Below are 25566 nucleotides of genomic sequence, written 5' to 3' on the forward strand. Positions count from 1 at the left end.
CGCTTCGGCGCAGGTCGAAGCGTCCTTCGCCTAGGGTTGGCGGCATGTCCACCGAGGATGCGGTCGCCGCGGACTTCGCGCCGGTCGCGGCCCTGCTCGCCGACCGGGCGCGGGCGGCGATGCTGACGGCGCTGCTGGACGGACGGCCGCTCGCCGCCGGCGAACTGGCCCGCGCGGCGGGCGTCGGGGCGTCCACCGCCAGCTCGCACCTGGCGCGGCTGCTGGACGGCGGCCTCGTCACCGTGGCCGTCCAGGGACGGCACCGCTACTACGAGCTGCGGGACGCCGAGGTGGCGCAGCTCGTCGAGGGGCTGTCGCGGATCAGCCCGCCCGTGCGGGTGCGCGGACTGCGGCAGTCGCGGGAGGCGCGGCGGCTGCACCGGGCCCGCACCTGCTACGACCACCTCGCCGGGCAGGCGGGCGTCGCGCTGTTCGCCGCGCTCCTGGACGGCGCCCTGCTGGAGCCCGACGCCGACGGCTACACGGTCACGCGCGAGGGCACCGGACGGTTCGACCGGCTCGGCGTGGACGTCGCCGCCCTGCGGGCCTCGCGGCGGAGGTTCGCCTGGCGGTGCCTCGACTGGACCGAGCGGCGCCCGCACCTCAACGGGGCCCTCGCCGCCGCGCTCACCGACCGGATGATCGACCTCGGCTGGTTCGAGCGCGGGGCGGCGCCGCGCGCACTGACCGTGACCGACGCGGGCCTCGCCGGGCTCGCCGACGCCTTCGGCTGCGTCCTGCCGTGAACACCGCGCGCGGACCCGCGTTCGCGTACGCCGGGGGAATGCTCGCCACCGGCCTCGCGGACGTCACCACCGACCCGGCCGCCCTCGACTCGCGAGGCTGGTGGGCCGTCGTCGTCACGTACGAGGGCAAGGTCACGTGCGCCCGGTTCGACGACGTCCGTCCCGCACCGCATCCCGCGGGCCCGTGGGCCGCGCCGGGGGAGTGGACGTCCTCGCTCGACGAGCCCGCGTACGTCGCGGGCGTCGAGGCGATCCGCGCGGCGATCGCCGAGGGCGTCGTCTACCAGGCGAACCTGTGCCGCGTCCTGTCCGCGCCGGTCGCGCCGGGCGCCGACATCGCCGGGCTCGGCGCCCGGCTGGCCGCCGGGAACCCGGCGCCGCACGCGATGACCGTCCGGCTGCCCGGCCTCGCGGTGGCGTGCGCGTCGCCCGAGCTCTACCTGGCCCGCGACGGCGCCGCGGTGACGTCCCGTCCGATCAAGGGCACCGGGCGGACGGCCCGCGACCTGCTGCCCAAGGACCGTTCGGAGAACGTCATGATCGTCGACCTGGTCCGCAACGACCTGGGCCGCGTCGCCGAGGTCGGGACGGTCCGCGTCCCCGGGCTGTGCGAGATCGAGGAGCACCCGGGCCTGGTCCACCTGGTCTCGACCGTCGGCGCGCGGCTCGGCCCCGGAACCGGCTGGCCCGAGCTGCTCGCCGCGACGTTTCCTCCCGGTTCGGTCACCGGCGCGCCCAAGTCCAGCGCCCTCGCCCTGCTCGAAGAACTCGAACCCGTCCCGCGGGGGCCGTACTGTGGAGCCATCGGCTGGGTGGACGCGGACGCCCGGCGCGGCGCCCTCGCGGTGGGCATCCGGACCTTCTGGACGGAGGACGGCATGCTCCGCTTCGGCACCGGCGCCGGGATCACGTGGGGGTCCGATCCGGGCCGGGAATGGCGCGAAACGGAGCTGAAGGCGGCTCGGCTATTGGAGGTGGCGTCCGGGTGACGGAGCAGGCCAGGGTCTGGATGAACGGCGACCTGATCGACGCGGAGCGGGCGGCCGTCTCGGTGTTCGACCACGGCGTGCTCGTCGGGGACGGCGTGTTCGAGACCGTCAAGGCCCAGAACGGGGAGCCGTTCGCGCTCACCCGGCACCTGAAGCGCCTCGCCCGCTCCGCCGCCGCCCTCGGCCTCCCCGAACCCGACCACGACACGCTCGCCCAGGGCACCCTCGAGGTGCTGGCCGCCGCGCCCCGGTGGCCGCTCGGCCGCGTCCGCATCACCTGCACCAGCGGCCCGGGCCCGCTCGGCTCCGCGCGCGGCGACGCCGGCCCGACCATCACGATCATCGCCGACGAGCAGACCCCGTTCCCCGCGACGGGCGACGTCACCGTCGTGCCGTGGGCCCGCAACGAGCGCGGCGCGCTGACCGGCGTCAAGAGCACCTCCTACGCCGAGAACGCGCTCGCGCTCGCCTACGCCAAGGAGCGGGGGAGCGGCGAGGCGATCTTCGCCAACACCGCCGGGCGGCTCTGCGAGGGCACCGGCAGCAACGTCTTCGTCGTCCGCGGCGGGCGGCTGCTCACCCCGCCGCTGTCGTCCGGGTGCCTCGCCGGCATCACCCGCGAGCTCACGCTCGAATGGTGCGGCGGCGAGGAGGAGGACCTCTCCCTCGACGACCTGTACCGGGCCGACGAGGCGTTCCTGACGTCCACGACGCGGGACGTCCAGCCGATCCGCGCCGTGGACGGCACCGCCCTGCCGGCCGCGCCGGGGCCCATCACGCTCAAGGCCATGGAGGCGTTCGCCGCCCGCGCCGCCGAGCTGATGGACCCCTGACACGTCACCCCTCGACGGCCTTGAGGCCGATCACGCCGGCGAGGATCAGCGCCAGGCACGTCACCCGCATCGGGGTGACGCTCTCGCCGAGCACCGCCATCCCGGTCACCGCCACGCCCAGCGATCCGAGCCCGACCCAGACGGCGTAGGCCGTGCCGACCGGCAGGTCCCGCAGCGCCAGCGTGAGCACCACCACGCTCAGCAGGCACACCGGGACGCCGATCACCGTCGGCCACAGCCGCGTGAACCCCTCCGACCGCTTCAGCGCCGTCGCCCACACCAGTTCCATCCCGGCGGCCACGACCAGCAGGACCCACGGCATCCGGATCACGCCGCGTATCCGCCGTCGACCGCGATCGCGGCGCCGGTCACGTAGTCGCCGCCGGGCCCGGCGAGGTGCGCGACCATCGCCGCGACGTCGTCCGGGCTCCCGTACCGGCCGAGCGCGCCGTGCGCCCGCTCGTGCACGGCGTCCGGCCCGTCCGCCGGGTTCATCTCGGTGTCGGTCGACCCCGGGTGCACCAGGACGGCGTTGACGCCGCGCGGCCCCAGATCCCTCGCCAGGCCCTTCGTCAGCCCGAGCAGCGCCGACTTGGTCATCGCGTAGAGCGTCCATCCGGGGTCGGGCACCCGCTCGGCCATCGAACTGCCCACGCCGATGATCCGGCCGCCCGGCCCGAGGTGCCGCGCCGCCGCCTGCGCCGCCAGGTACGCCGCCCGGACGTGGACGGCCAGCGCGTGATCGACCTCGTCGCGGCGCACGTCCTCGAGCGGCCCGTGGGGCGCGATCCCCGCGTTGTTCACCAGGACGTCGAGCCGCCCCAGCTCCGCCGCCGCCCGGTCGACGGCCCCGACGACCGCGTCCGGGTCGGCCGCGTCCGCCCGGAGCGCGACGCCGCGCCGGCCGTGCTCCTCGATCTCCGCGACCACCGACCGCGCGCGGTCGTCCGCCCGCAGGTACGTGATCGCGACGTCCGCGCCCGCCTCCGCCAGCCGCCGGGCGATCGCCGCGCCGATGCCCCGTGCGCCGCCGGTGACCAGCGCCGTCCGTCCGTCCAGTTCCATGAGTGCCCCAATCCGGAGAGTTCTCCGGAACAGTAAGCGGAGAACCCTCCGTTTGGCAACCGGAAACGGAGAGTACTCCGGTTGCTAGACTCGCCCCGATGGACGAACCCAGGCGCGTCCTGCCCATGGTCGGAGGCCCCCGCCCCGAGCGGGCCGACGCCGCGCAGAACCGCCGCCGGATCCTCGCCGCCGCCGGCCGGGTGATCGCCGCGCGCGGCGTCGACGGCCTCTCCCTGGACGACGTCGCCCGCGAGGCCGGCGTCGGCGTCGGCACCGTCTACCGCCGCTTCGGCGGGCGCGCGCGCCTCCTCTACGCCCTGATCGACGAGCGCGAACGCGAGTTCCAGCGGGCGTTCATGCACGGCCCCGCCCCCCTCGGCCCCGGCGACGGCGGCGCCCCGCCCGCCGCGCGCGTCCGGGCGTTCCTGCACGCCCTCGTCGACCGCACCGAGGAGCAGTCCGAACTCCTGCTGGCCGCCGAGAGCGACACCCCGTTCGCCCGCTTCCGCGACCACTACTACGACCTCTACCGGCTGCACCTCGGCACGCTGATCGAGCGGGTCTCTCCCGCCGCCGACGCCGACTACCTCGCCGACGCCCTCTTGGCCCCCCTCGCCGCGAACCTCTTCCGCCACCAGCGGCACGCCCGCGGCATGGACGTCCCGCGCATCAAGGCCGGACTGGACGACCTCCTCGACGGCGTGATCCGTCCCGCGTAGGGGGTTATGCGGAGGACGGGTGCGCGTTCACACTGGGGGACGTGAACGACTTCGATCTCCTCGTGCTCGGATCCGGACCCGGCGGCCGGCGCGCCGCGATCGCCGCCGCCAAGCTCGGACGGCGGGTCGCGATCGCCGACCGCCGCGAGATGATCGGCGGCGTCTGCGTCAACACCGGAACGATCCCGTCCAAGACGCTGCGCGAGGCCGTCCTGTACCTGACCGGACTCAACCAGCGCGAGCTCTACGGCCAGAGCTACCGGGTCGACGACGACATCACGGTGGCGGACCTGAGCATGCGGACCCGGCACGTGATCGGCCGCGAGATCGACGTCCTCCGCAGCCAGCTCGCCCGCAACCGCGTCACCGTCCTGTCCGGCACCGGGCGCTTCCTCGACCCCCGCACCGTCGGCATCACGGCCGACGAGGGCCGCGAGCAGAAGGTCACCGCCGACCGCATCGTGATCGCGACCGGGACCCGCCCCGCCCGTCCGGACACCGTCGAGTTCGACGACCGCACGGTCATCGACTCCGACGGCATCATCGACCTCCACCGCGTCCCCGACAGCATGGTCGTCGTCGGGGCGGGCGTGATCGGCATCGAGTACGCCTCGATGTTCGCCGCGCTCGGCACCAAGGTCACCGTCGTCGAACGACGCGAGCGGATGCTCGACTTCTGCGACCTGGAGATAGTCGAGGCGCTCAAGTACCACCTGCGCGACCTCGCGGTCACGTTCCGCTTCCGCGAGACCGTCGCCTCCGTCGAACGGGTGGAGCACGGCGCGATCACCGTCCTGGAGAGCGGCAAGCGCATCCCCGCCGACACCGTCATGTACTCCGCGGGCCGCCACGGCATGACCGACGGCCTGAACCTCGACGCCGCCGGCCTCACCGCCGACCACCGCGGCCGCATCGCGGTCGACGGGAACTACGCCACGGACGTCCCGCACATCTACGCGGTCGGCGACGTCATCGGCTTCCCCTCGCTCGCCGCCACCTCGATGGAGCAGGGCCGCATCGCGGCGCACCACGCCTGCGGCGAGCCCCTCGCGCAGATGCACGAACTGCAGCCCATCGGCATCTACACGATCCCCGAGATCAGTTTCGTCGGCCGGACCGAAGACGACCTCACCGAGGCCAAGGTCCCCTTCGAGGTCGGGATCTCCCGCTACCGCGAGCTCGCCCGGGGCCAGATCACCGGCGACTCCTACGGGATGCTCAAGCTCCTGGTCTCACCGGAGGACCGCCGGCTCCTGGGCGTCCACGTGTTCGGCACGGGCGCCACCGAGCTCGTCCACATCGGCCAGACGGTCATGGGCTGCGGCGGCACGGTCGACTACCTGGTCAACGCCGTCTTCAACTACCCCACGCTGGCCGAGTCCTACAAGGTCGCCGCACTGGACGCGATGAACAAGATGCGGCACATCGCACGCCTCACGTCATGAGGGCCAGAGCAGGTTCTCCAGCTCGGCGTCGATGTCGATGAAGTCGGGCTCCTCGCCCGCCGGCACCGCCTGGTACGTCCGGTGCAGGAAGTCTGCCAGCGGCGACAGGGGAACCTCGAACAGAGCGTTGCCGAACGGGGAGGACAGCGCGATGTGCAGCGTGCTGTCGTCGTCGCCCGGCCACACCTCGACATCGCCGTCTCCGACCTTGCGCACGATGCCGACGGTCAGCAGCTCCCGGGCGAAGATCCACTCCACCGGTTCGTCGTCGCCCACGAAGAAGGCCATCCGGATCGCGTACGGATCGTCGGCCGCGTACTCCAGCCCGGCGAGCAGAGGGACGGTCGTGCGGTCGGGGACGACGAGACGAAGGCCCAGCTCCGCTGAGACTGTGGTACTGCTGTTCATGGCCATTCCTTCATACGTCGATCCCGCTGGCGCGCGGGGAGCTCCGTTGGGTGCCTCTCCCTCATCACGGATGTCCCCACGATCTATGACGCCTAACTGTCGGAGCTCGGCCGAACATTCCGCCGCCCCCGTCCCGTGTGACCCATCTCACGGAGGCAAAACCCCACCCTGAGCTGGGCAAAAGCCGATCTTTCGGACACCCGGGTGCTCCCTCCGCACACCCCGCGCATGCCACCATCGGACGTCCCTGACAGGCGTTCCGCTGGCTTAGGGTAAATCCGTGGTAGTTAAAGACGAAGAAAAGGCCGCCCCCCGGGGCTACGGCCGCTTCCGCGACACCATGCGCCGCAACGCGCTCCTCAACACCGCCTGGCGGGTCGGAGTCTTCACCGTGGGCGCCACCGTCGCCCTCGGCGGCCTGGTCATGATGATCACCCCCGGCCCCGGCATGCTCGGCATCATCGTCGGCCTCGCGATCCTCGCCACCGAGTTCGCCTGGGCCCGCCGAGCCCTCAACCACGCCAAGGCCGCCGCCGAGCGCGCCAAGGAACGCGCCCTCGACCCCAGGAGACGCCGCCGCAACCTCGTCCTCGGCGTCACCGGCGGCCTCGTCGCCGGCGCCGCCATCGTCGGCTACCTCGCCGTCTACGACTTCGTCTTGCCCTGGCAGATCCAGGACGTCAGCTTCTGGGACTGAGCCGCGCCCCGTCCGGCCGCCGGGGCACCGCGAACCGATGCGCGAACACCCCCCGACATGCGCTAGAGTTTCCGACGTCGGGAACGCCCACCACGGCGGCCCGCACGGGCGATTAGCTCAGTGGGAGAGCGCTTCGTTCACACCGAAGAGGTCACTGGTTCGAACCCAGTATCGCCCACCTCACGTTTACGTAGGTCAGAGCAAGTTATGCGATTGGTTCCAGCGGTTCTCCGGTGACCTCTTCGCAGGCTCGGGAGCCAATCGGGGAGCCACCGGGAGACTGTTTCGGTCCCCCGAACAGGTCACGCGGCGGTCGATCATCATGCTCCGAACTGCCGTCCTGCAGGACGGCGACGTGCGGATGTTCAAGGCCGACCAGGGCGCAGCCGGGGAGATCGTCGCGGTCCCGCCCGGGACGCATCCGCTCCCCGACCCGATGGTGACCCGGCGCGGAGTATCGCGTTGCCAGTTGAGCTTAGCGCCGATGGTGGGCTCGACCGGCCCGGCCGCGTCGGCGACGCCAGCACCTGTGAGAGGCGTCAACCTCAACCGCGCCCTGCCCCTGGCCGCCGACGTGTCCAGACTTGAGACCCGCGTTGTACCAGTCTGTCCGCATCCAGCATCATCTCCGTGCCGCTACATCTCGCCCCGTGCCGCTCCGTTTCGACACCGCCGAGCGAAGAACGAGCAAACACGGCCGACGCCGCGATGTGGCGGTTCAACCGTCGAAGCCCCTCCACGGCACGCTGAGGTGCGCGAGCGGTCGCAACAGGTTGCGGTGGGTGGTCCCGACCCAGATGTCGCACTGGCCTTCGCCTTGGTCGCTGACCCGTGCGACGAGACCGGGGGCAGCGTAGAAGGAGGTCTTGAGCTTCCCCCTAGAGCACGGACGCCTGCGGGGCGATTGACAGAAGCTCAAGGGCACGTGGCGGGGAACCAACGCCTCGTCACTGTCCGGGGAGGCTTGGCCGGCACCAATGTGCGCACGGATCGCGGTGGTGGCTCCTTGCGTATGGAGGTCTCGCCGGCCGGTACTCCTATATGGCTGCGGGTCGGCGGCTGTGATGGCGGCTCTTCCTGGGCGGGCTCACGCAGGGCAGGAGGATCCTCTCGCCGGTTCGCTCGCGGCCCATGGGCCGAGGGCGAATCCGGTACGGTTCCGTCGGATCTCCAGGGCGCCGGCACCGCCGAAGTGCGCGGGGACGAGCAGTTCCCGCTCATCGGCCGCGCGCCCGAGAATCCGCTGGCGGCTGTCCGCCGCTTGTTCGGGGGCCAGGCAGGCGTTGCTGTTGCAGCAGGGGTGCAGGATCTGCACGGGGCTGTGCAGCAAGTCTCCGACGAAGACCGCCCGGTCGTTCCCGGACGCGAGTCGCAGTACCGACGAGCCGGGGGTGTGGCCGGGCGCCGATTCCAGGGTGAGGTGCTCGTCGATGCGGTGGAGGCCGTCCCACAGCACGGCCTGCCCGGTTTGGTGGACAGGCGCGATGCTGTCCTCGTAGATCAGGCGGTCGACCTCCTGGGCGCCGTTGCCGTACGCGTTGTCCGGACCGTAATGGAAGTCGTCGGCGGCCGGGATGAGGTAGCGGGCATTGGGGAACGTCGGTGCCCACTGCCCGTCGGCGTCGACGGTGTTCCAGCCGACGTGATCGACGTGCAGGTGGGTGTTGACCACGACGTCCACGTCCTGCGGCCGGACACCGGCCTTCGCGAGCAGTCCGAGGAGGTCGCTCGGGGACCGGTGATACGGTCCCATGCCCGGTCGTTCGCGCCCGTTGCCCGCTCCGGTGTCGACGAGGACGGTCTGCCCGGCGCTGCGCAGCACCCAGCTCTGCAGCGCGGACACCACTCTGCCGGTGTCCGGTTCCCAGTGGTCCGGTGCCAGCCAGCCCTCGTTGTCCTTCCACACGTGGGCGCCGACTCCGGGGAACATGTCGGAGGTCGGCAGGAACGGTTCGTGCCATTCAACGACCCGGATGACTTCGACATCTCCTAGCAGCATGCGCTGCACACTCTCGTTCTCGTGCGTCATGCGCTCAACTGTAAGAAGACTGAAGCGAGCTTCTCAATGCTCGCCTGGCTCAATAAAATACGCATACGTCTCACACGGGACGTGTGGAGATATCCTGGCCGGATGGATGTGGTGAGTGACGCGATCTCCGCCGTTCACCTCGGCCACCCGTGGTTCCACCGGGTGCGGACGAGCGGGAGCTGGTGCGCGCGGCTCGACCCCTACGACGGCGCGGGCTTCTACGTCGTCCTGAAGGGAGGCTGCCGGCTCCTGACCGACGGCGGCGCGTCGGTGTCCCTCGGCGTGGGCGACGCGGTCCTGCTGCCTCACGGCACGGGCCATGTGATCGCAGACTCTCCCGCCGATCCGGCCGTCGCGACGCAGAGGGCGAAACCGTTCGAGCAATGGCTTGCGGAGATCGAGCCGCAGGCAGACCCCGGCCGCGACGGTACGGAGATGCTGTGCGGCAAGTACTGGCTCGATTGCAGCCGCATTCACCCGCTCATGGCGGAGCTACCCGAGATCGTCTATCTCCCCAGCCGGATCGGCGGCAACCTCGAACTCCGTGCCGCGATCGACCTGCTTGCCGGCGAGCTGGACGAGGTGCGGCCCGGCTCCTGCATGGCGCTCCCGAACCTGCTCGACCTCCTCCTCGTCTACATGATCCGCTCCTGGATGGCCGAGACCACCAGCGGAACCTGGCCCGGCGCACTGGGCGACCCGGTGACGGCCGCCGCCCTGCGGGCGCTGCACTCGCACCCGTCCGCGCCGTGGAGCAACGACCGCCTGGCCGCGGAGGCGGGCGTCTCCCGTCCCACCCTGGCGCGCCGGTTCACCGCCCTGGTCGGCCGCCCTCCGATGGCATACCTCGCCTGGTGGCGCGTGATCCTCGCCGCCACTCTCCTCCGCGACACCAAGGAAACCCTGGCCGCCATCGCCGGTCGAGTCGGTTACGGCAGCCCGTACGCGCTCTCCCACGCCTTCGAGAGGGAGTTCGGCACCACACCGGGGCGATACCGAAAGCAGGCCGCGGCTAGAGTTGCTTCCGCCGCAAAACCCGCCACCAACCGCCAAACAAGCTGACACCAAAGCCTGAAGCAGTCGGCGCCCCGGGGCGTGAGGGACTGAAACAGTCTTCGGCCATGCACGGGCGGGCACCGACGAGCCGCCGCCCAGATCGACGGTCGGTGTCCCCGGTCGGCAAACAAGAAGAACGATGCCAGGACGCGCGAATGTGCTGCCTGCCGGCGCTGGACGCCTCTCTGGAGCTGCGCGCGTCGATTCCGCGCGGCGAGCTGGGCGCGATCGCCCACAACGATGTGGGCGCCCAGCGCGACGAGCGGCGGCTGGGCAACCGGCTGCGCGCCGATCTTCCGGCGACCTTCGCGGCAGCGATGGACATCGCCGACGGTGACCTGGGTGACCGTCTCGCCGCCAGGGGCGCCGCGGGAATCGGCGAGCACCGGCATTCGCCCTGCGCGCCCTGGGCGACCGCTGGCTCGAGGTGCTGTGGTAGTGCCTGCGCCTGAACATCACCTACGACGAGGCCGTCCACACGCGCGACCGCGCCCGATCCGTCAAGCCCGCCGCTGAGGTTGACAGAGGGTGTCTGCTGCACGCCTGCTCGGCGCGGATCGCCTCGATGTCGTCGGCGAGCTGCTCCGGGGCGGCGACGTCCTCTTCGGAGAACACGTCGCGCTGGCGGATGTCGTCGAAGATTCGCAGGGCCTCGGATTCGAGAAGTTCGATGAGGGGCGCCGACTTGACCAGGCTGGCGAAGGCCGCTCGGTTCACCGAGATTCCGGCGGGACGGCGCATCTGCAGCGAGGCGGATCCCCGCGGAACGGTTTTGGCTCGTGCGGCACGGGACCGTGTCACCTGTGCACGCCGGGCCGCGGTTCGTTCGTCATCGACACAGTCGGCACGGACGCGATGCTGGGCTGGTTGTGACTGTTCCGCCCGCACTGGAGGGTCGGGGCGAGCGCGAGCACCCGGTGCGGGCCGTCGAGTTCGACGGACCGCTGGTCTGGACGCTGTGCGCGGTCGGCCCCTCGCCGGGTACAAGCTGACCCGCCGCTTCGGCGACCTCGTCGTGCGACGCCTGGAAGCGGCCCGGGCTTGGCAGGCGGAACCGTCCTGTCCCGACGCTCCGTAAGGTCCTTCGCCGATGCGCCAGGGCGGAAAGGCCCGTTGAAGGCCACCGAGCCGAGGCGCGGGCAACGGTTCGGGACGAAAGGCCCTATTGGGGGATTAGGAGCGTCAGTCATGGTGAAGATCGTCCACACGGATCGGTGTGTTGGCGGCGCGGGCTCGACGCGGGGCCAGCGAACGAATGAGAAACGGACCGCAATGATCGAGACATCGGAAGAGGCGGGCTCGCGGCGGAGCGGTGGACGCGAACGTCCGGTAGTCATGCTCGCGGTCGCCACCGTCGGGTTCGCGGTCAATTTCTGGGCGTGGGCGCTGCTGAGCCCGCTCGGGCCGCGCTTCAAAGACGTGCTGGCATTGTCGACGTTCGAGCAGTCCCTGCTGGTCGCCGTGCCGGTCGTGGTGGGATCGGTGGGCCGCGTGCCGGTGGGCGCTCTGACCGACAGGTTCGGCGGCCGGGTGATGTTCCCCGTCGTCTCGCTGATCACCATCGCCCCCGTCCTGTATCTGGGTTTGGTCGGGCACTCCTCTCTGGCCGCGCTGCTGGTGGGCGGCTTCTTCCTCGGCATCGCCGGCACGGTGTTCGCGGTCGGGGTGCCCTTCGTCAACGGATGGTTCCCACCCCATCGGCGCGGGCTGGCGATCGGAGTCTTCGGCGCCGGGATGGGCGGCACGGCGATCAGCGCGCTGACGACCGTGCAGCTGGTCGACGGGCACGGAACGGCGGCGCCGTTCGTGCTGACGGCGGTCCTGCTCGCGCTCTACTCCGTGGTGGCGTGGACGGTGCTGCGGGAATCGCCGGGACGAACCGTGCCGGGCGAGCCGCTGGTGAGGCGGCTGGCGGCGACGTTCCGGTTGGGCGTCACCTGGGAGTTGTCGGCGCTGTACGCGGTGACCTTCGGCGGGTACGTGGCGTTCTCGGTGTATCTCCCGACCTACCTGAAGACGGAGTACGGGCTGTCGCAGCCCGACGCGGCGACGCGGATGGCCGGCTTCGTCCTGCTGGCCGTGGCGATGCGCCCGGTCGGCGGATGGCTGGCCGACCGGGCGGGCCCGGTGCGGGTGCTGGGCGTGTCGCTGGTGGTGACGGTGGCGGGCGCGGCGGTCCAGGCGTTCGCGCCGCCGCTCATGCCCCTCGGCACACTCGCGTTCCTGACGATGGCCGCGGCGCTCGGCGCGGGCAGCGGCGCGACGTTCGCCCTGGTGGCGCGGCTGGCGCCCGGGAACAAGGTCGGAGCGGTCACCGGCGTGGTCGGCGCGGCGGGCGGCCTCGGCGGGTTTGTTCCGCCGCTGGTCATGGGGGTGGTCTACGAGGGGTTCGGCTCCTATGCGGTCGGGCTCGCCCTGCTCGCCATCGTCGCGGGGGCGGCCGCCGCGTTCACCGGCACCGTCGTCAGGCGCGAGGTGATGAGCCACAAGGCCGGAGGCTGACGGACCTTGACAGAAGACACGATGCCGGACGGCGACCCCGAGACGGGGAGTCAGGCGAGGAAGGAAAGCCGAGGGGTGAGTTCGACCAAGGGTCGACCGGGACTTGACGGCCCGCTCGAAGACGCACTGGTGAGCACGCGGAGATTTTTCACCCGTACGCAGGTTTCGTCCGATCTGCGGACGATGACCAAGAAGGGCGGTCGCGGCGCCGATGCGTTCTACCGGGACCGGTGGTCGCACGACAAGGTCGTCCGTTCGACGCACGGGGTGAACTGCACAGGTTCGTGCTCGTGGAAGGTGTACGTCAAGGACGGCATCATTACCTGGGAGGCGCAGCAGACCGACTACCCCTCGGTCGGTCCCGACCGGCCCGAGTACGAGCCGCGCGGCTGCCCGCGCGGGGCGTCGTTCTCCTGGTACACGTATTCGCCGACCCGGGTGCGCTACCCGTACGTGCGCGGTGTCCTGCTGGAGATGTACCGGGAGGCGCGCGCGCGGACGAACGATCCGGTGGAGGCTTGGCGTGAGGTGGTCTCCGACCCGGAGAAGGCCCGCCGGTACAAGTCGGCCCGCGGACGCGGCGGGCTGGTGCGGGCGTCGTGGGACGAGGCGGTCGAGATGGTCGCGGCCGCGCACGTGCACACGATCGCCGAGTTCGGACCGGACCGGGTCGCGGGGTTCTCGCCGATCCCGGCGATGTCGATGGTGTCGCATGCGGCGGGGTCGCGGTTCGTGTCGCTGGTCGGCGGGACGATGCTGTCGTTCTACGACTGGTACGCCGATCTGCCGGTGGCGTCCCCGCAGGTGTTCGGCGACCAGACCGACGTGCCGGAGTCGGGCGACTGGTGGGACGCCGGTTACCTGATCATGTGGGGCTCCAACCTGCCGGTGACGCGCACCCCGGACGCGCACTGGATGACCGAGGCCCGGTACCGGGGCCAGAAGGTCGTGGCGGTGTCGCCCGATTACGCCGACAACGTGAAGTTCGCTGACGAGTGGCTGCCCGCGCAGCCCGGCACCGACGGCGCCCTGGCGATGGCGATGGGACACGTCGTCCTCAAGGAGTTCTTCGTCGACCGCCGGGTCCCCTATTTCACCGACTACGTGAAGCGGTTCAGCGACCTGCCGTTCCTCGTGCGGCTGGACCGGCGCGGTGACGGCGCCGTGTACGCCCCCGGGAAGTTCCTGACGGCCGCGGACCTGCCCGGCGCCGAGGCCGAGTCGGAGAACGCGGCGTTCAAGACCGTCCTCCTGGACGCGGCCACCGGGCACCCGTTCGTTCCGAACGGGTCGCTCGGGTTCCGGTACGGCGAATCGGGCGAGGGGAAATGGAACCTGAACCTCGGCGACGCCGACCCGCTGCTGTCGGTCGAGGGAGGGGAGGCCGTCGAGCTCGAATTGCCCCGCTTCGACGCCCCCGACGGGACGCCCGGGACGCTCCGGCGCGGGGTGCCCGTCCGAAAGGTGGGCGACCACCTGGTCACCACCGTGTACGACCTGATGCTCGCCCAGTACGGAGTCGGACGGCCGGGGCTGCCGGGGTCGTGGCCATCCGGGTACGACGACGCGTCGCAGCCGTGCACCCCGGCCTGGCAGGAGGGCGTCACCGGCGTGCCCGCGCGGGCCGCCGAGCGGATCGGCCGCGAGTTCGCCGCCAACGCCGAGGAGACCCGCGGCCGCTCGATGATCATCATGGGCGCGGGGACGAACCACTGGTTCCACTCCGACACCATCTACCGGGCCTTCCTCGCCCTCACCACGCTGACGGGCTGCCAGGGCGTGAACGGGGGCGGCTGGGCGCACTACGTCGGCCAGGAGAAGTGCCGCCCGGTCACCGGATGGGCGCAACTGGCGTTCGGGCTGGACTGGTCCCGGCCGCCGCGCCAGATGATCGGTACCGCGTTCTGGTACCTGCACACCGACCAGTTCCGCTACGACCGGTTCGGCGCCGACACCGTCTCGGCGGCCGCGAGCGCCGGGCGGCTGGCCGGGCGTTCGACGGCCGACGTGATCGCGCAGTCCGCTCGGCTCGGCTGGATGCCGTCCTACCCGACGTTCGACCGCAACCCGCTCGACCTCGCCGACGAGGCCGAGGCGGCCGGGCGTCCGGTCGGCGAGCACGTGGTGGACGAACTGAAGGCCGGACGGCTGAGGTTCGCGGCCGAGGACCCCGACGCGCCCGAGAACTTTCCGCGCGTCCTCACGGTCTGGCGGTCGAACCTGCTCGGCTCGTCCGCCAAGGGCAACGAGTACTTCCTCAAACACCTCCTCGGTGCGGACGACGCCGTCCGCGCCGAGGAGGCGCCGCCCGGGGCGCGGCCGAAGGACGTCGTCTGGCGGAACGAGGCTCCGGCCGGGAAGCTGGACCTGCTGCTGTCGCTGGACTTCCGCATGACCAGCACCACCATCTATTCCGACATCGTGCTGCCCGCCGCGACCTGGTACGAGAAGCACGACCTCAACACCACCGACATGCACCCATTCGTACACTCGTTCAACCCGGCGATCTCCCCGCCCTGGCAGACCCGCAGCGACTGGGACGCCTTCCACGCCATCGGCGGCGCATTCTCCGCGCTCGCCGAACGGCACCTCGGCGTCCGCAAGGACGTCGTCGCCGTCCCGCTGCTGCACGACACCCCGGACGCGATGGCGACCCCTCACGGGAGCGTCGCCGACTGGGCGGAGGGCGAGTGCGAGCCCGTCCCCGGCGTGACGCTGCCGAAGCTCGTCACCGTCGAGCGCGACTACCCGGCGATCGCGGCGAAGATGGGGGCGTTGGGGCCGCTGGCCGAACGGCTGGGGGCGACCACCAAAGGCCTCGAGTTCGATGTGCGGGAGCAGGTCGAGTACCTGCGGCACACCAACGGAACGGTGCGCGGCGGCCCCGCCGACGGACGTCCGTCGCTGAGACGGGACGTTCACGCGTGCGAGATGATCCTCGCCTTCTCCGGGACGACGAACGGGCATCTGGCCGTGCAGGGCTTCCGCACGCTGGAGCGGCGGACGGGAACGCGGCTCGCCGACCTGGCCGCCGAGCACGAGGGCAAGCAGATCACCTTCGCCGACACCCAGGCACGTCCCGTCCCCGTCATCACGTCGCCGGAGTGGTCGGGGTCGGAGAGCGGGGGCCGCCGCTACTCGCCGTTCACCATCAACGTCGAGCGGTCGAAGCCGTGGCACACCCTGACCGGACGGCAGCACTTCTACCTCGACCACGACTGGATGGCCGAGCTCGGCGAGCAGTTGCCGGTGTTCCGGCCGCCGCTGAACATGTCCCGGCTGTTCGGAGAGCCCGAGCTCGGCGAGACGGGCGAACTGGGGCTGGCCGTCCGGTACCTGACGCCGCACAACAAGTGGTCGATCCATTCGGAATACCAGGACAACCTGTTCATGCTGTCGCTGTCGCGCGGCGGCCCGGTCATCTGGATGAGCGGCGTGGACGCGGCGAAGATCGACGTCCGCGACAACGACTGGATCGAGGCGGTGAACCGCAACGGCGTCGTGGTCGCCCGCGCGATCGTCACGCACCGGATGCCCGAGGGCACCGTGTACATGTACCACGCGCAGGACAAGCTGATCGACGTTCCGCGCGCCGAGACGTCCGGCCGCCGCGGCGGCATCCACAACTCCCTGACGCGGCTGCTGATCAAGCCGACCCACCTCATCGGCGGGTACGCGCAGCTTTCCTTCGCGTTCAACTACCTCGGGCCGACCGGGAACCAGCGCGACGAGGTGACCGTAATCCGCCGCCGCTCCCAGGAGGTGACGTACTGACATGCGCGTGATGGCACAGATGGCGATGGTGATGAACCTCGACAAGTGCATTGGCTGCCACACCTGCTCGGTCACCTGCAAGCAGGCGTGGACGAATCGCAGCGGCGTCGAGTACGTCTGGTTCAACAACGTCGAGACCCGCCCCGGGCAGGGCTACCCGCGCCGGTACGAGGACCAGGAGAAGTGGAAGGGCGGCTGGACGCTCAACAAGCGCGGCCGGCTCGCCCTCAAGGGCGGCGGCCGGTTCCGCAAGCTCCTGACGATCTTCGCCAATCCGAAGCTGCCCGGCATCGACGACTACTACGAGCCGTGGACCTACGACTACGAGACGCTCACCGACGCGCCCCTGCAGGACCACTCGCCGGTCGCCCGGCCCAAGTCGCTGCTGTCCGGCGAGGACATGAAGATCTCCTGGTCGGCGAACTGGGACGACGACCTCGGCGGCTCCATCGAGCACGGTGACAAGGACGTCCTGCTCAAAGAGATCTCCGACAAGGTGAAAATGGAGTTCGACGAGACCTTCATGTTCTACCTGCCGCGGATCTGCGAGCACTGTCTGAACCCGAGCTGCGCGGCGTCCTGCCCGTCCGGCGCCATTTACAAGCGCACCGAGGACGGCATCGTGCTCGTCGACCAGGACAAGTGCCGGGGGTGGCGGATGTGCGTGTCCGGCTGCCCGTACAAGAAGATGTACTTCAACCACCGGACCGGCAAGGCCGAGAAGTGCACCTTCTGCTTCCCTCGCATCGAGGTCGGCATCCCCACGGTCTGCTCGGAGACGTGCGTGGGACGGCTCCGCTACATCGGCCTGATGCTCTACGACGCGGACAGGGTGCTCGAGGCCGCGTCCACGCCCGACGACACCGGCCTGTACGAGGCGCAGCGGGAGGTCTTCCTCGATCCGAACGACCCCGAGGTCGTCCGCGCGGCCGAGCGCGCGGGCATTCCCCGCGACTGGATCGAGGCCGCCCAGCGGTCCCCGATCCACTCGCTGATCAATACCTACAAGGTCGCGCTGCCGCTGCACCCGGAATACCGGACGATGCCGATGGTCTGGTACATCCCGCCGTTGTCCCCGGTCGTGGACGCCGTCCGCGACACCGGCCACGACGCCGAGGACACCGGGAATCTGTTCGCCGCGATCGACGCGCTGCGCATCCCGGTCGAGTACCTCGCCGAGCTGTTCACCGCGGGCGACACCGCGCCCGTCGACCTCGTCCTGCGCAAGATGGCCGCGATGCGCGCCTACATGCGCGACATCAACCTCGGCCGCGACCCTGACGAGTCGATCCCCGCCGGGGTCGGCATGACGGGGGAGGAGATGTACGACATGTACCGACTTCTCGCGCTCGCCAAGTACGACGAGCGGTACGTCATCCCCACCGCGCACGCTGAACAGGCGCACCACCTCGAGGAACTGGCCACCGAATGCAGCCTGGACTACGAGGGCGGGCCAGGCATGGGCGGCGCCGGGGCGGGCGGCGGCTCCGGCCCGTTCGGGGAGGCGTCCGGCGGCCCCGCGCCGATCGCCGTCGAGAACTTCCACATGCTCAAGCAACGGCAGACGTCCGACAGCCCCGTCGACCCGGCCGACAAGCACAAGCGCGTCAACCTCCTCAACTGGGACGGCAAGGGCGCCCCCGCCGGGCTGTTTCCGCCCCGGCAGGGCGGTCAAGGCCTCGGCGACGGGAATCCGCCCGCCGACTCCGGTGATGCCGAAACGGAGCCAAAGCCGTGAAGATCAGCGCCCGGACCAGAAATGCGTTCACCGAGACGCGGCCGACCGCCGCCTGGCAGTCGGCGTCGCTGCTGCTCGGCTACCCCGACGAGGAACTGCTCGCCCGCCGGCCGCTGCTGCGCCGCGCCGCCGCGAGCCTGCCCCCGGACGCCGGGGCGCCCCTCGCCGCGTTCATCGACCACCTGGACGCCACGCCGCTGCGGGATCTACAGGCCGACTACGTCGCCACCTTCGACCACCGCAAGCGGTGCTGCCTCTACCTCACCTACTACGCCCACGGCGACACCCGGAAACGCGGCATGGCGCTGCTGCGGTTCAAGCACGCCTACGCAGCCGCCGGTCTCCACCTGGAAGAGGGCGAACTTCCCGACCACCTCGCGGTCGTCTTGGAGTTCGCCGCCACCGGCGACCAGCGCGAGGGACGCCGCCTCCTCCTCGAGCACCGCGCCGGGCTCGAACTGCTGCGGCTCGCGCTCACCGACGCGGGGTCGCCGTGGACACGCGTCTTGGAGGCCGTCTCCGCGACCTTGCCGCCGCTCAGCGGCCGCGACCACGACGCCGTCGCCCGGCTGATCGCCGAGGGACCGCCCGATGAGGAGGTCGGCCTCGCGCCCTACGGGTCGGGAACCGGACCCGTCTTCCTGCCCGACCCAGCACTGGAGGTGCGCTCGTGAACCATGTCCCGCTCCCGGCCGCGGCACCGGAGGGAGGTGAGGCGGGCGCAGGCGGAGTGCTGCTGTGGGTGGCCCTTCCGTACGTCGCTCTAGCGATCTTCGTCCTCGGGCACGCCTGGCGGTACCGCTACGACAGGTTCGGCTGGACGACCCGCTCGTCCCAGCTCTACGAGCGGCGACTGCTGCGCATCGGCAGCCCGCTGTTCCACTTCGGAATCCTCGTGGTCTTCCTCGGCCACGTCGGGGGACTGGTGATCCCGGACGCCTGGACCGAGGCCGCCGGGATCACCGAGCACACCTACCACGTCGTCGCCGTCGTGCTCGGCACCGTCGCCGGTTTCTGCACGCTGGCGGGGCTGGCGATCCTCGTCTACCGGCGGCGCACCGTGGGTCCGGTGTTCTCCGTGACGACCCGCAACGACAAGCTCATGTACGCGGTTCTGACGGTGACGATCCTGCTGGGGCTCGCGGCCACCGTCATCGCGAACATCGTCGACGGCGGATACAACTACCGCGAAACGGTCTCACCATGGTTCCGGTCGATCTTCTACTTCCAGCCCGACCCGGAACTGATGACCGGCGTCCCGATCCTGTTCCAGCTCCATGCGCTGAGCGCGCTCCTGCTGTTCTCGATCTGGCCGTTCACGCGGCTCGTCCACATGCTCACCGCGCCCATCGGCTACCTGACCCGCCCCTACATCGTCTACCGCAGCCGCGACGAGCAGTTGGGGGCGCGCCCGGCCCGCCGGGGCTGGGAGCGGGTCTCCTGAGCCCCGGCGGGCCGAAACCAGCCGACGGCACTCGTCCTCGTCTAGGATCTCCAGGCCGCTCCCGTCAAGTCGCATACCCCAGGGTGTGGCAGCGGGGCCGCCGGTCACCAGGGACCAACGTCCTGAACGTGATGCTTCCGAGCGGGGCGCGGCGGCCGCGTGGCGGTGAGGTGCCGGATCGCCGCTCGGACGGCATCGGGATCACGGGGCAACTTGCTCAGGCGCGCGCGAGGACTTCCGGGAACGGCCGGCGCGGCGTGCCTGGCACCAGTTGTCCGTAACCGATCCGGACGATGGCCTGGATGTGGCCGGGCGCACCGGAGAGGCCCGCATGGCCATGGATGAGTAGCCGGGAACCTTCGGCATGATGCGGCAGGTCTAAACGCTGTCTTCAGGTTTCGCTGCGCCCGCTGGTCATCCCGTAACCCCGATGACTGGGGATTCACGGGCGGCGTCGACGATCCCTTGGTGACGGTCGACATCTGGTTGATTTCCGGAACGTGTTCGATCTGGGCGATCAGGCGGCTGGTGAGCCGGAAGTTGCCGCTGATGATGCGGGTGACGGTGGCGACGGCTTCGCCGGTGGCGAAGTCGTCGGCGTCGTCCAGGCGCAGGTGGGACCAGTGCCGGGCCAGCACGAAGGCCTGCTCGGTGGCGGACAGCGGCCGGTAGTGGTGGACGAATCCGACACGGCGGTAGAGCTGGGGAGCGAGGCGCTTTTCGATGCCGGGCATGCCGATGAGGATGACGCCGATGCAGGTGCGGTCGTGGTGGTCGCGGTGCTGTTCCGGCGCCGGAGTCTTGAGCCGGTCGGCCTCATCGACGATCAAGAGTTCGGCGTAGCGGCCGCGAGGGTGGTCCAGGCCGGTTACGTCCCGGTCGGGATGCGGTGTGCTTTCGATCGTCCAGCTGAGCTGGTCGTGCAGGAACCTGAACTCCTTGTCCAGCATTCGCGGGTGTTGTGGACCTTGGGCGTGTACACGATCGTGCGTGTCTGCAGGCATTGGCGGGGCGCCTGGCCGCACCGAACGCGCTCGCGAGGCCGGGCTGCTGCCTTCCCTGGGGACCATCGGCGACCCCCACGACAATGCCGCCGCCAAGGCGTTCTGGGGGCAGGATGCAGACCGAACTGCTCAACCGGCGGCGCTGGAACACTCGTCCTGAACTCGCCAACGCGATCTTCGAGTACATCGAAGGGTTCCGAAACCGCACCCGGCGCCACTCCGCACTCGGGTGGAGTACACCACCCTGGTTCCCTCACCTCACAGCGAATTCCCCTGCGCCGTCCGTCGCAACGGACCAAGGTCCTTTGTGGGCTCCCGCGACGAAAGGAGGCCTTGTACAGGCATTTGATCGCCTGAGCGGCGCTGAGGGAAGGGCGGCTGAGTGTGACCTTCGGCCCTGCCTGCGGGGCGGCGCGGTGTGATGCGCTGGATCAACGAGCGTATGGAGGAACCGTGACGTCGACGACCGCGAACAGCGCCCTGCCGTCTGCCACCGAACTTGAGTTGATCGATGCCTATTGGCGGGCGGCGAACTATCTGTCGGCCGGGCAGATCTATCTGCTGGACAATCCGTTGCTGCGGGAGCCGCTGCGGCCGGAGCACATCAAGCCGCGGCTGCTGGGGCATTGGGGCACCTCGCCGGGGCTCAACTTCTGCTACGTCCACCTGAACCGGGTGATCAAGGCCCGCGACCTGGACATGATCTACATCATGGGACCGGGGCACGGCGGTCCCTCGGCGGTCGCGAAGGCGTGGCTAGAGGGCACGTACAGCGAGGTGTACCCCCGGGTTTCGCAGGATGCGGCAGGGATGCGGCGGTTGTTCCGGCAGTTCTCCTTTCCGGGCGGGGTGCCCAGCCATGTGGCACCGGAGACGCCCGGTTCGATCCATGAGGGCGGTGAGCTCGGCTACTCCCTCGCGCACGCCTACGGCGCCGCGTTCGACAACCCCGACCTGGTGGTGGCGTGCATCGTCGGGGACGGGGAGGCCGAGACCGGGCCGCTGGCGGCGAGCTGGCATTCCACCAAGTTCGTGGACCCGGTGCATGACGGGGCGGTGCTGCCGATCCTGCACCTGAACGGCTACAAGATCGCCAATCCGGCGGTGCTGGCCCGTATTCCGGAGGACGAGCTGGTGCGGCTGCTGGAGGGGTACGGGCATGCGCCGATCGTGGTGTCCGGCGCCGACCCGGCCGTCATGCACCGGCAGATGGCGGCCGCGCTCGACCGGGCGCTGGACGAGATCGCCCGCATCCAGCGCGCCGCCCGCGAGCAGGGCGTGGCGGACCGGCCCCGCTGGCCGATGATCGTGCTGCGAAGCCCGAAAGGCTGGACGGGTCCGAAGGAGGTCGACGGGCTGCCGGTGGAGGGGACCTGGCGTTCCCATCAGGTGCCGCTCGCCGGCGTCCGCCAGGATCCAGGCCACCTGGCGGAGCTGGAGGCGTGGTTGCGCTCTTACCGTCCGGAGGAGCTGTTCGACGAGGACGGCCGCCTGGTCGCGGAGCTGCGCGCACTCGCGCCCGAGGGAGCGCGGCGGATGAGCGCCAACCCGCACGCGAACGGTGGGACGCTGCTGCGCCCGCTCGACCTGCCCGACCCGCGGGTTCACGCGGTGCGGGTGGCCGAGCGCGGCAAGCCCACGGCGGAGCCCACCCGGGTCCTTGGCGACTATCTGCGCGACGTTGTCGCGACCAAATCGTCGACGTTCCGGATCATGGGGCCGGACGAGACCGCGTCCAACCGGCTGGGCGCGGTGTTCGAGGTGACCGACCGGGTCTTCGCGGGCGAGACGCTCGACACCGACGAGCACCTGGCCCGCGCCGGACGGGTCATGGAGGTGCTGTCCGAGCATCTGTGCCAGGGCTGGCTGGAGGGCTATCTGCTGACCGGGCGGCACGGGCTGTTCAACAGCTATGAGGCGTTCGTCCACATCGTGGACGCGATGTTCAACCAGCACGCCAAGTGGCTGAAGGTCACCCGGGGCCTGCCATGGCGGCGGCCGATCGCGTCCCTGAACTACCTGCTGTCGTCGCACGTGTGGCGCCAGGACCACAACGGCTTCACCCACCAGGACCCAGGGTTCCTGGACGTGGTCATGAACAAAAAGGCCGAGATCGTCCGGGTGTACCTGCCGCCGGACGCGAACACGCTGCTGTCGGTCGGCGACCATTGCCTGCGCTCGCGCGACTACGTCAACGTGATCGTCGCCGGGAAGCAGCCCGCGCCGGTCTGGCTGTCGATGGACGAGGCCGTGGCGCACTGCACCCGCGGCATCGGCATCTGGGAATGGGCGTCCACTGAGGACGGGTCCGATCCCGATGTCGTGCTGGCCTGCGCGGGCGACGTCCCCACGCTGGAGACGCTCGCCGCCGCCGACCTCCTGCGACGGTACTTCCCGGATCTGCGGGTCCGGGTGGTGAACGTGGTCGACCTGATGCGGTTGCAGCCGGTCGAGGAACATCCGCACGGGCTGTCCGACACCGAGTTCGACGCGCTGTTCACTACAGACAAGCCGATCATCTTCGCTTTCCACGGCTACCCGTACCTGATCCACCGGCTCACCTACCGACGCAGAGGCCACGGCAACCTGCACGTCCGGGGCTACAAGGAGGAAGGCACCACCACGACTCCGTTCGACATGGTCATGCTCAACGACCTGGACCGCTTCCACCTCGTCATGGACGTCATCGACCGCGTCCCGTCCCTCGGCGGACGGGTCGCCCACGTCCGGCAGCGCATGATGGACGCGCGGCTGCGGCTGCGGGCCTACACGCGCGAGCACGGCGAGGACGCCCCAGAAATCCGTGACTGGGCCTGGTCCCGCTGAGCCGGGAAGGACCTCCGCTGCGGGTCCTCACCGTCAACCCCGGCTCCAGCAGCGTCAAGCTCGGCCTGCTGGAAGCCGATGACACCTCCCGCGCGCGGATCGAGCTGCCGACCGGCGGAGCCGACCGGGCGGTCGAGCGCGTGCTCGCCTCCGTGGAGCGGCTGCCGCGCCCGGACGCGGTCGGCATCCGCTTCGTCCACGGCGGACCGCGACTGCACCCAACCCGTACTGATCGGCGGTGAGGTCACCGAACGGTTGCACGCGCCGGCCGATCTGGCGCCGCTGCATCAGCCGCTGTCGCTGTACGCGCTGGGGGAGATCCGCCGGGCGCTTCCGGACGTCCCGGCCGTGGTGTGCTTCGACACCGCCTTCCACGCCACCATCCCGGAGGCCGCGGCGACCTACGCGATCCCCGCCGAATGGCGGGAGCGGTTCCGGCTGCGCCGCTACGGCTTCCATGGGCTGTCCCACGCCTACGCGGCACGCCGCGCGGCGGAACTGCTGGGCGCCGGCCTCTCCGGCCTGCGCCTGGTGGTGTTCCATCTGGGATCGGGTGCGTCCCTGTGCGCCGTCGCCGACGGCCGTTCGGTCGACCACGACGGGATTACCGCCGCCCGACGGGCTGGTGATGGCCACTCGGGCGGGCGGCATCGACCCGGGCATCCCGCTGTGGCTGCTGGCGCACGGCGTCCCCGCCGCGGGGTCCGCGACGGCCTTGAGCACCGTTCCAGGCTGCGCGCCCTGGCCGGGACGGGTGACATGCGGGAGCTGCGGTCGCGTGCCACCGCTGGGGACGAGGCGGTCGCTTCGGCGCTGGCCGCGCGGCCCGGACGCGCTTGTGTTCACCGGCGGAATCGGTGAGCACGACCCCCGGACCCGCCGGCGCCTCGGCACCGAGCTGGTCTACCCGGGCACCCGGATCGACCCGGAAAGCAACGCCGCCGCCCGCGGCGACGGGTGATCAGCCCGCCGGGCGCGGCGGTGGCGGCTGTCGTGGTCACCACTCGCGAAGACCTGGAGATCGCCGCGGGCACAGGCGCCGCCCTGCAGACGACGGTCAACCAAGGGGCTGACCCGGGACGAACGGACCGATCTCGGGTCATGTCCTTAGCGGGCGATCCGATGAAGGTCCGCCGCCCGGAGAGGCCGAGATCGATGATGGCGCTGAAGATCTTGGTTGAAACAGGGATTGAGGCGGGCCGGTCGCCGATTCGGTCCTGCTGCCCGCACCGCACTGTCGGCTGCCGCGCTGGTCGGCGGACAGGGGCGCTACTTGCGGGCTCTTGCAGACCGACCGAGGGCCGGTATCAGGTGGGCAGGGTCGCGGAGTGGTCGGGGACGTAGGTCTGCATGTCGCGCGGTGACCGCTCGTAGCCCTTCCGAGGAGGCCGCTCGGGCAGCTCCAGCCGCGGGCGCTCCACGGCGCGGTAGGGGATCGTCGACAGCAGGTGGGCGATCATATTGATCCGCGCGCGCCGCTTGTCCTCGCTCTCCACGACGTACCAGGGTGCCTCGGGGATGTCGGTGTGGACGAACATCTCGTCCTTAGCGCGCGAGTAGTCTTCCCAGCGGGTGATGGACTCCAGGTCCATTGTTGACAGTTTCCATCGGCGCATCGGGTCGTCGAGCCGGCTGCGGAAGCGGCGTTCCTGTTCGGCGTCGCTGACCGAGAACCAGTACTTGCGCAGCAGGACGCCGTCCTCGACCAGCAGCCGCTCAAAGATCGGGCACTGGTGGAGAAAGCGCATGTACTCCTCTTTGGTGCAGAACCCCATGACGCGCTCGACGCCCGCCCGGTTGTACCAGGACCGGTCGAACAGGACGATCTCCCCGGCCGCGGGCAGGTGCTCGATGTAGCGCTGGAAGTACCACTGCGTGCGCTCGCGGTCGCTCGGCGCGGGCAGCGCCGCGATCCGGGCGACGCGGGGATTGAGGTACTCGGTAACCCGTTTGATCGCGCTGCCCTTGCCGGCCGCGTCCCGCCCCTCGAACACCACGACGACGCGGGCGCCTTCGTCGCGCACCCATTCCTGCAGCTTCACCAGCTCCGCCTGGAGACGCGCCAACTCGGGCTCGTACACCCCTCGGGGCAACCGCTTGACCTTGCTCATAACACCATCCCTACCCGACGATCCACCGGCCCGCGGACGTTTGGTCCTTGCCGGGCGACGGCCGGCTGGACGGGGGCCGCGGGGACCGGGCAGGGACGTTGGGCCCGCCCATCGGGACCTTGAGCACTATCGGCGCCATACCGCCGGATTCGAGGCTGGAAGTGGCAGCAGAATCGATGG

22 protein-coding genes, 1 tRNA gene and 1 pseudogene are annotated in these 25566 nt (G+C 70.6%); 18 read left to right on the forward strand and 6 right to left on the reverse strand.

Going from position 1 to position 25566, the window contains the following annotated elements; genetic code table 11:
- The first annotated feature begins 44 nt into the window (after positions 1-44).
- The 3 genes from ACFQ11_RS01765 to ACFQ11_RS01775 are packed head-to-tail and all read left to right on the forward strand — an operon-like array spanning position 45 to position 2568.
- Complete coding sequence (locus tag ACFQ11_RS01765) at positions 45-746, forward strand: ArsR/SmtB family transcription factor (protein WP_378295941.1); 702 nt, start codon at positions 45-47, stop codon at positions 744-746.
- Positions 743-1735: a chorismate-binding protein gene (locus tag ACFQ11_RS01770; RefSeq protein WP_378295943.1), complete on the forward strand. Its 993-nt coding sequence runs from the start codon at positions 743-745 to the stop codon at positions 1733-1735. Before ACFQ11_RS01765 ends, ACFQ11_RS01770 begins: the two co-directional genes overlap by 4 nt.
- Positions 1732-2568, forward strand: coding sequence for an aminotransferase class IV (locus tag ACFQ11_RS01775; RefSeq protein WP_378295944.1), 837 nt, complete (start codon positions 1732-1734; stop codon positions 2566-2568). Before ACFQ11_RS01770 ends, ACFQ11_RS01775 begins: the two co-directional genes overlap by 4 nt.
- 4 nt (positions 2569-2572) lie before the next feature.
- Here ACFQ11_RS01775 and ACFQ11_RS01780 read toward each other — a convergent pair whose 3' ends face one another.
- Both ACFQ11_RS01780 and ACFQ11_RS01785 read right to left on the reverse strand, forming a co-directional pair.
- Entirely contained in the window at positions 2573-2890 is a 318-nt protein-coding gene (locus ACFQ11_RS01780; RefSeq protein ID WP_378296164.1) for a DMT family transporter, read from the reverse strand.
- A 5-nt stretch (positions 2891-2895) separates the two neighbouring features.
- The gene (locus ACFQ11_RS01785; protein ID WP_378295945.1) at positions 2896-3633 is read right to left on the reverse strand and encodes an SDR family NAD(P)-dependent oxidoreductase; all 738 of its coding nucleotides are present in this window, start codon (positions 3631-3633) and stop codon (positions 2896-2898) included.
- Positions 3634-3731: 98 nt separating this feature from the next.
- Between ACFQ11_RS01785 and ACFQ11_RS01790 the strand changes: the two genes are divergently transcribed.
- Positions 3732-4352 carry a TetR/AcrR family transcriptional regulator gene (locus ACFQ11_RS01790; RefSeq protein WP_378295946.1) on the forward strand — a complete coding sequence of 207 codons (621 nt, stop codon included), beginning with the start codon at positions 3732-3734 and terminating at the stop codon, positions 4350-4352.
- A gap of 41 nt (positions 4353-4393) precedes the next feature.
- Entirely contained in the window at positions 4394-5797 is a 1404-nt protein-coding gene (sthA, locus tag ACFQ11_RS01795) for a Si-specific NAD(P)(+) transhydrogenase (RefSeq protein ID WP_378295947.1), read from the forward strand.
- On the opposite strand, the gene ACFQ11_RS01800 is transcribed toward sthA, so the two are convergent.
- Entirely contained in the window at positions 5792-6205 is a 414-nt protein-coding gene (locus tag ACFQ11_RS01800) for an SsgA family sporulation/cell division regulator (RefSeq protein WP_378295948.1), read from the reverse strand. The genes sthA and ACFQ11_RS01800 overlap by 6 nt on opposite strands.
- Before the next feature lie 280 nt (positions 6206-6485).
- Here ACFQ11_RS01800 and ACFQ11_RS01805 point away from each other — a divergent pair, with 280 nt between their 5' ends.
- Both ACFQ11_RS01805 and ACFQ11_RS01810 read left to right on the forward strand, forming a co-directional pair.
- Positions 6486-6902 carry a PGPGW domain-containing protein gene (locus ACFQ11_RS01805; protein WP_378295950.1) on the forward strand — a complete coding sequence of 139 codons (417 nt, stop codon included), beginning with the start codon at positions 6486-6488 and terminating at the stop codon, positions 6900-6902.
- Positions 6903-7008: 106 nt separating this feature from the next.
- A tRNA-Val gene (locus tag ACFQ11_RS01810) sits at positions 7009-7080 on the forward strand.
- A 909-nt stretch (positions 7081-7989) separates the two neighbouring features.
- On the opposite strand, the gene ACFQ11_RS01815 is transcribed toward ACFQ11_RS01810, so the two are convergent.
- The gene (locus ACFQ11_RS01815) at positions 7990-8931 is read right to left on the reverse strand and encodes an MBL fold metallo-hydrolase (protein WP_378295951.1); all 942 of its coding nucleotides are present in this window, start codon (positions 8929-8931) and stop codon (positions 7990-7992) included.
- Positions 8932-9033: 102 nt separating this feature from the next.
- On the opposite strand from ACFQ11_RS01815, the gene ACFQ11_RS01820 reads away from it, so the two are divergent.
- The 8 genes from ACFQ11_RS01820 to narI all read left to right on the forward strand — a co-directional run bounded on the left by ACFQ11_RS01820 (position 9034) and on the right by narI (position 19445).
- Positions 9034-9993: an AraC family transcriptional regulator gene (locus ACFQ11_RS01820; protein ID WP_378295952.1), complete on the forward strand. Its 960-nt coding sequence runs from the start codon at positions 9034-9036 to the stop codon at positions 9991-9993.
- A 149-nt stretch (positions 9994-10142) separates the two neighbouring features.
- Positions 10143-10439: a hypothetical protein gene (locus tag ACFQ11_RS01825; RefSeq protein WP_378295953.1), complete on the forward strand. Its 297-nt coding sequence runs from the start codon at positions 10143-10145 to the stop codon at positions 10437-10439.
- Between the two features lie 76 nt (positions 10440-10515).
- A complete protein-coding gene (locus tag ACFQ11_RS01830; RefSeq protein ID WP_378295954.1) occupies positions 10516-10860 on the forward strand; it encodes a hypothetical protein in 345 nt (114 codons plus the stop codon).
- 399 nt (positions 10861-11259) lie between these two features.
- Positions 11260-12489 carry an MFS transporter gene (locus ACFQ11_RS01835; protein ID WP_378295955.1) on the forward strand — a complete coding sequence of 410 codons (1230 nt, stop codon included), beginning with the start codon at positions 11260-11262 and terminating at the stop codon, positions 12487-12489.
- A gap of 21 nt (positions 12490-12510) precedes the next feature.
- Positions 12511-16263, forward strand: coding sequence for a nitrate reductase subunit alpha (locus tag ACFQ11_RS01840; RefSeq protein ID WP_378295956.1), 3753 nt, complete (start codon positions 12511-12513; stop codon positions 16261-16263).
- A gap of 1 nt (position 16264) precedes the next feature.
- Positions 16265-18001, forward strand: a complete 1737-nt coding sequence (gene narH, locus ACFQ11_RS01845; RefSeq protein WP_378295957.1) for a nitrate reductase subunit beta — start codon at positions 16265-16267, stop codon at positions 17999-18001.
- Positions 17998-18675: a nitrate reductase molybdenum cofactor assembly chaperone gene (gene narJ / locus ACFQ11_RS01850; protein WP_378295958.1), complete on the forward strand. Its 678-nt coding sequence runs from the start codon at positions 17998-18000 to the stop codon at positions 18673-18675. The genes narH and narJ overlap by 4 nt, the downstream gene beginning before the upstream one ends.
- Complete coding sequence (narI, locus tag ACFQ11_RS01855) at positions 18672-19445, forward strand: respiratory nitrate reductase subunit gamma (RefSeq protein ID WP_378295959.1); 774 nt, start codon at positions 18672-18674, stop codon at positions 19443-19445. Before narJ ends, narI begins: the two co-directional genes overlap by 4 nt.
- Positions 19446-19549: 104 nt before the next feature.
- Here the strand turns inward: narI and ACFQ11_RS01860 are convergent, their stop codons facing one another.
- Positions 19550-20395: a TniB family NTP-binding protein gene (locus tag ACFQ11_RS01860; protein ID WP_378295960.1), complete on the reverse strand. Its 846-nt coding sequence runs from the start codon at positions 20393-20395 to the stop codon at positions 19550-19552.
- Between the two features lie 73 nt (positions 20396-20468).
- Here ACFQ11_RS01860 and ACFQ11_RS01865 point away from each other — a divergent pair.
- The 3 genes and pseudogenes from ACFQ11_RS01865 to ACFQ11_RS01875 form a co-directional block, all read left to right on the forward strand.
- Positions 20469-20691: pseudogene (locus tag ACFQ11_RS01865) on the forward strand (integrase core domain-containing protein); the annotation flags it as partial.
- Positions 20692-20902: 211 nt separating this feature from the next.
- Positions 20903-23275: a phosphoketolase family protein gene (locus ACFQ11_RS01870; RefSeq protein ID WP_378295961.1), complete on the forward strand. Its 2373-nt coding sequence runs from the start codon at positions 20903-20905 to the stop codon at positions 23273-23275.
- Positions 23276-23530: 255 nt separating this feature from the next.
- Entirely contained in the window at positions 23531-24136 is a 606-nt protein-coding gene (locus tag ACFQ11_RS01875; RefSeq protein ID WP_378295962.1) for a hypothetical protein, read from the forward strand.
- A gap of 446 nt (positions 24137-24582) precedes the next feature.
- Here the strand turns inward: ACFQ11_RS01875 and ppk2 are convergent, their stop codons facing one another.
- On the reverse strand, positions 24583-25386 hold the full coding sequence (gene ppk2, locus ACFQ11_RS01880; RefSeq protein WP_378295963.1) for a polyphosphate kinase 2: 804 nt from the start codon (positions 25384-25386) through the stop codon (positions 24583-24585).
- Between the last annotated feature and the right edge of the window lie 180 nt (positions 25387-25566).

The sequence above is a fragment of the Actinomadura sediminis genome, from assembly GCF_042675525.1.
Lineage (GTDB): Bacteria > Actinomycetota > Actinomycetes > Streptosporangiales > Streptosporangiaceae > Spirillospora > Spirillospora sediminis.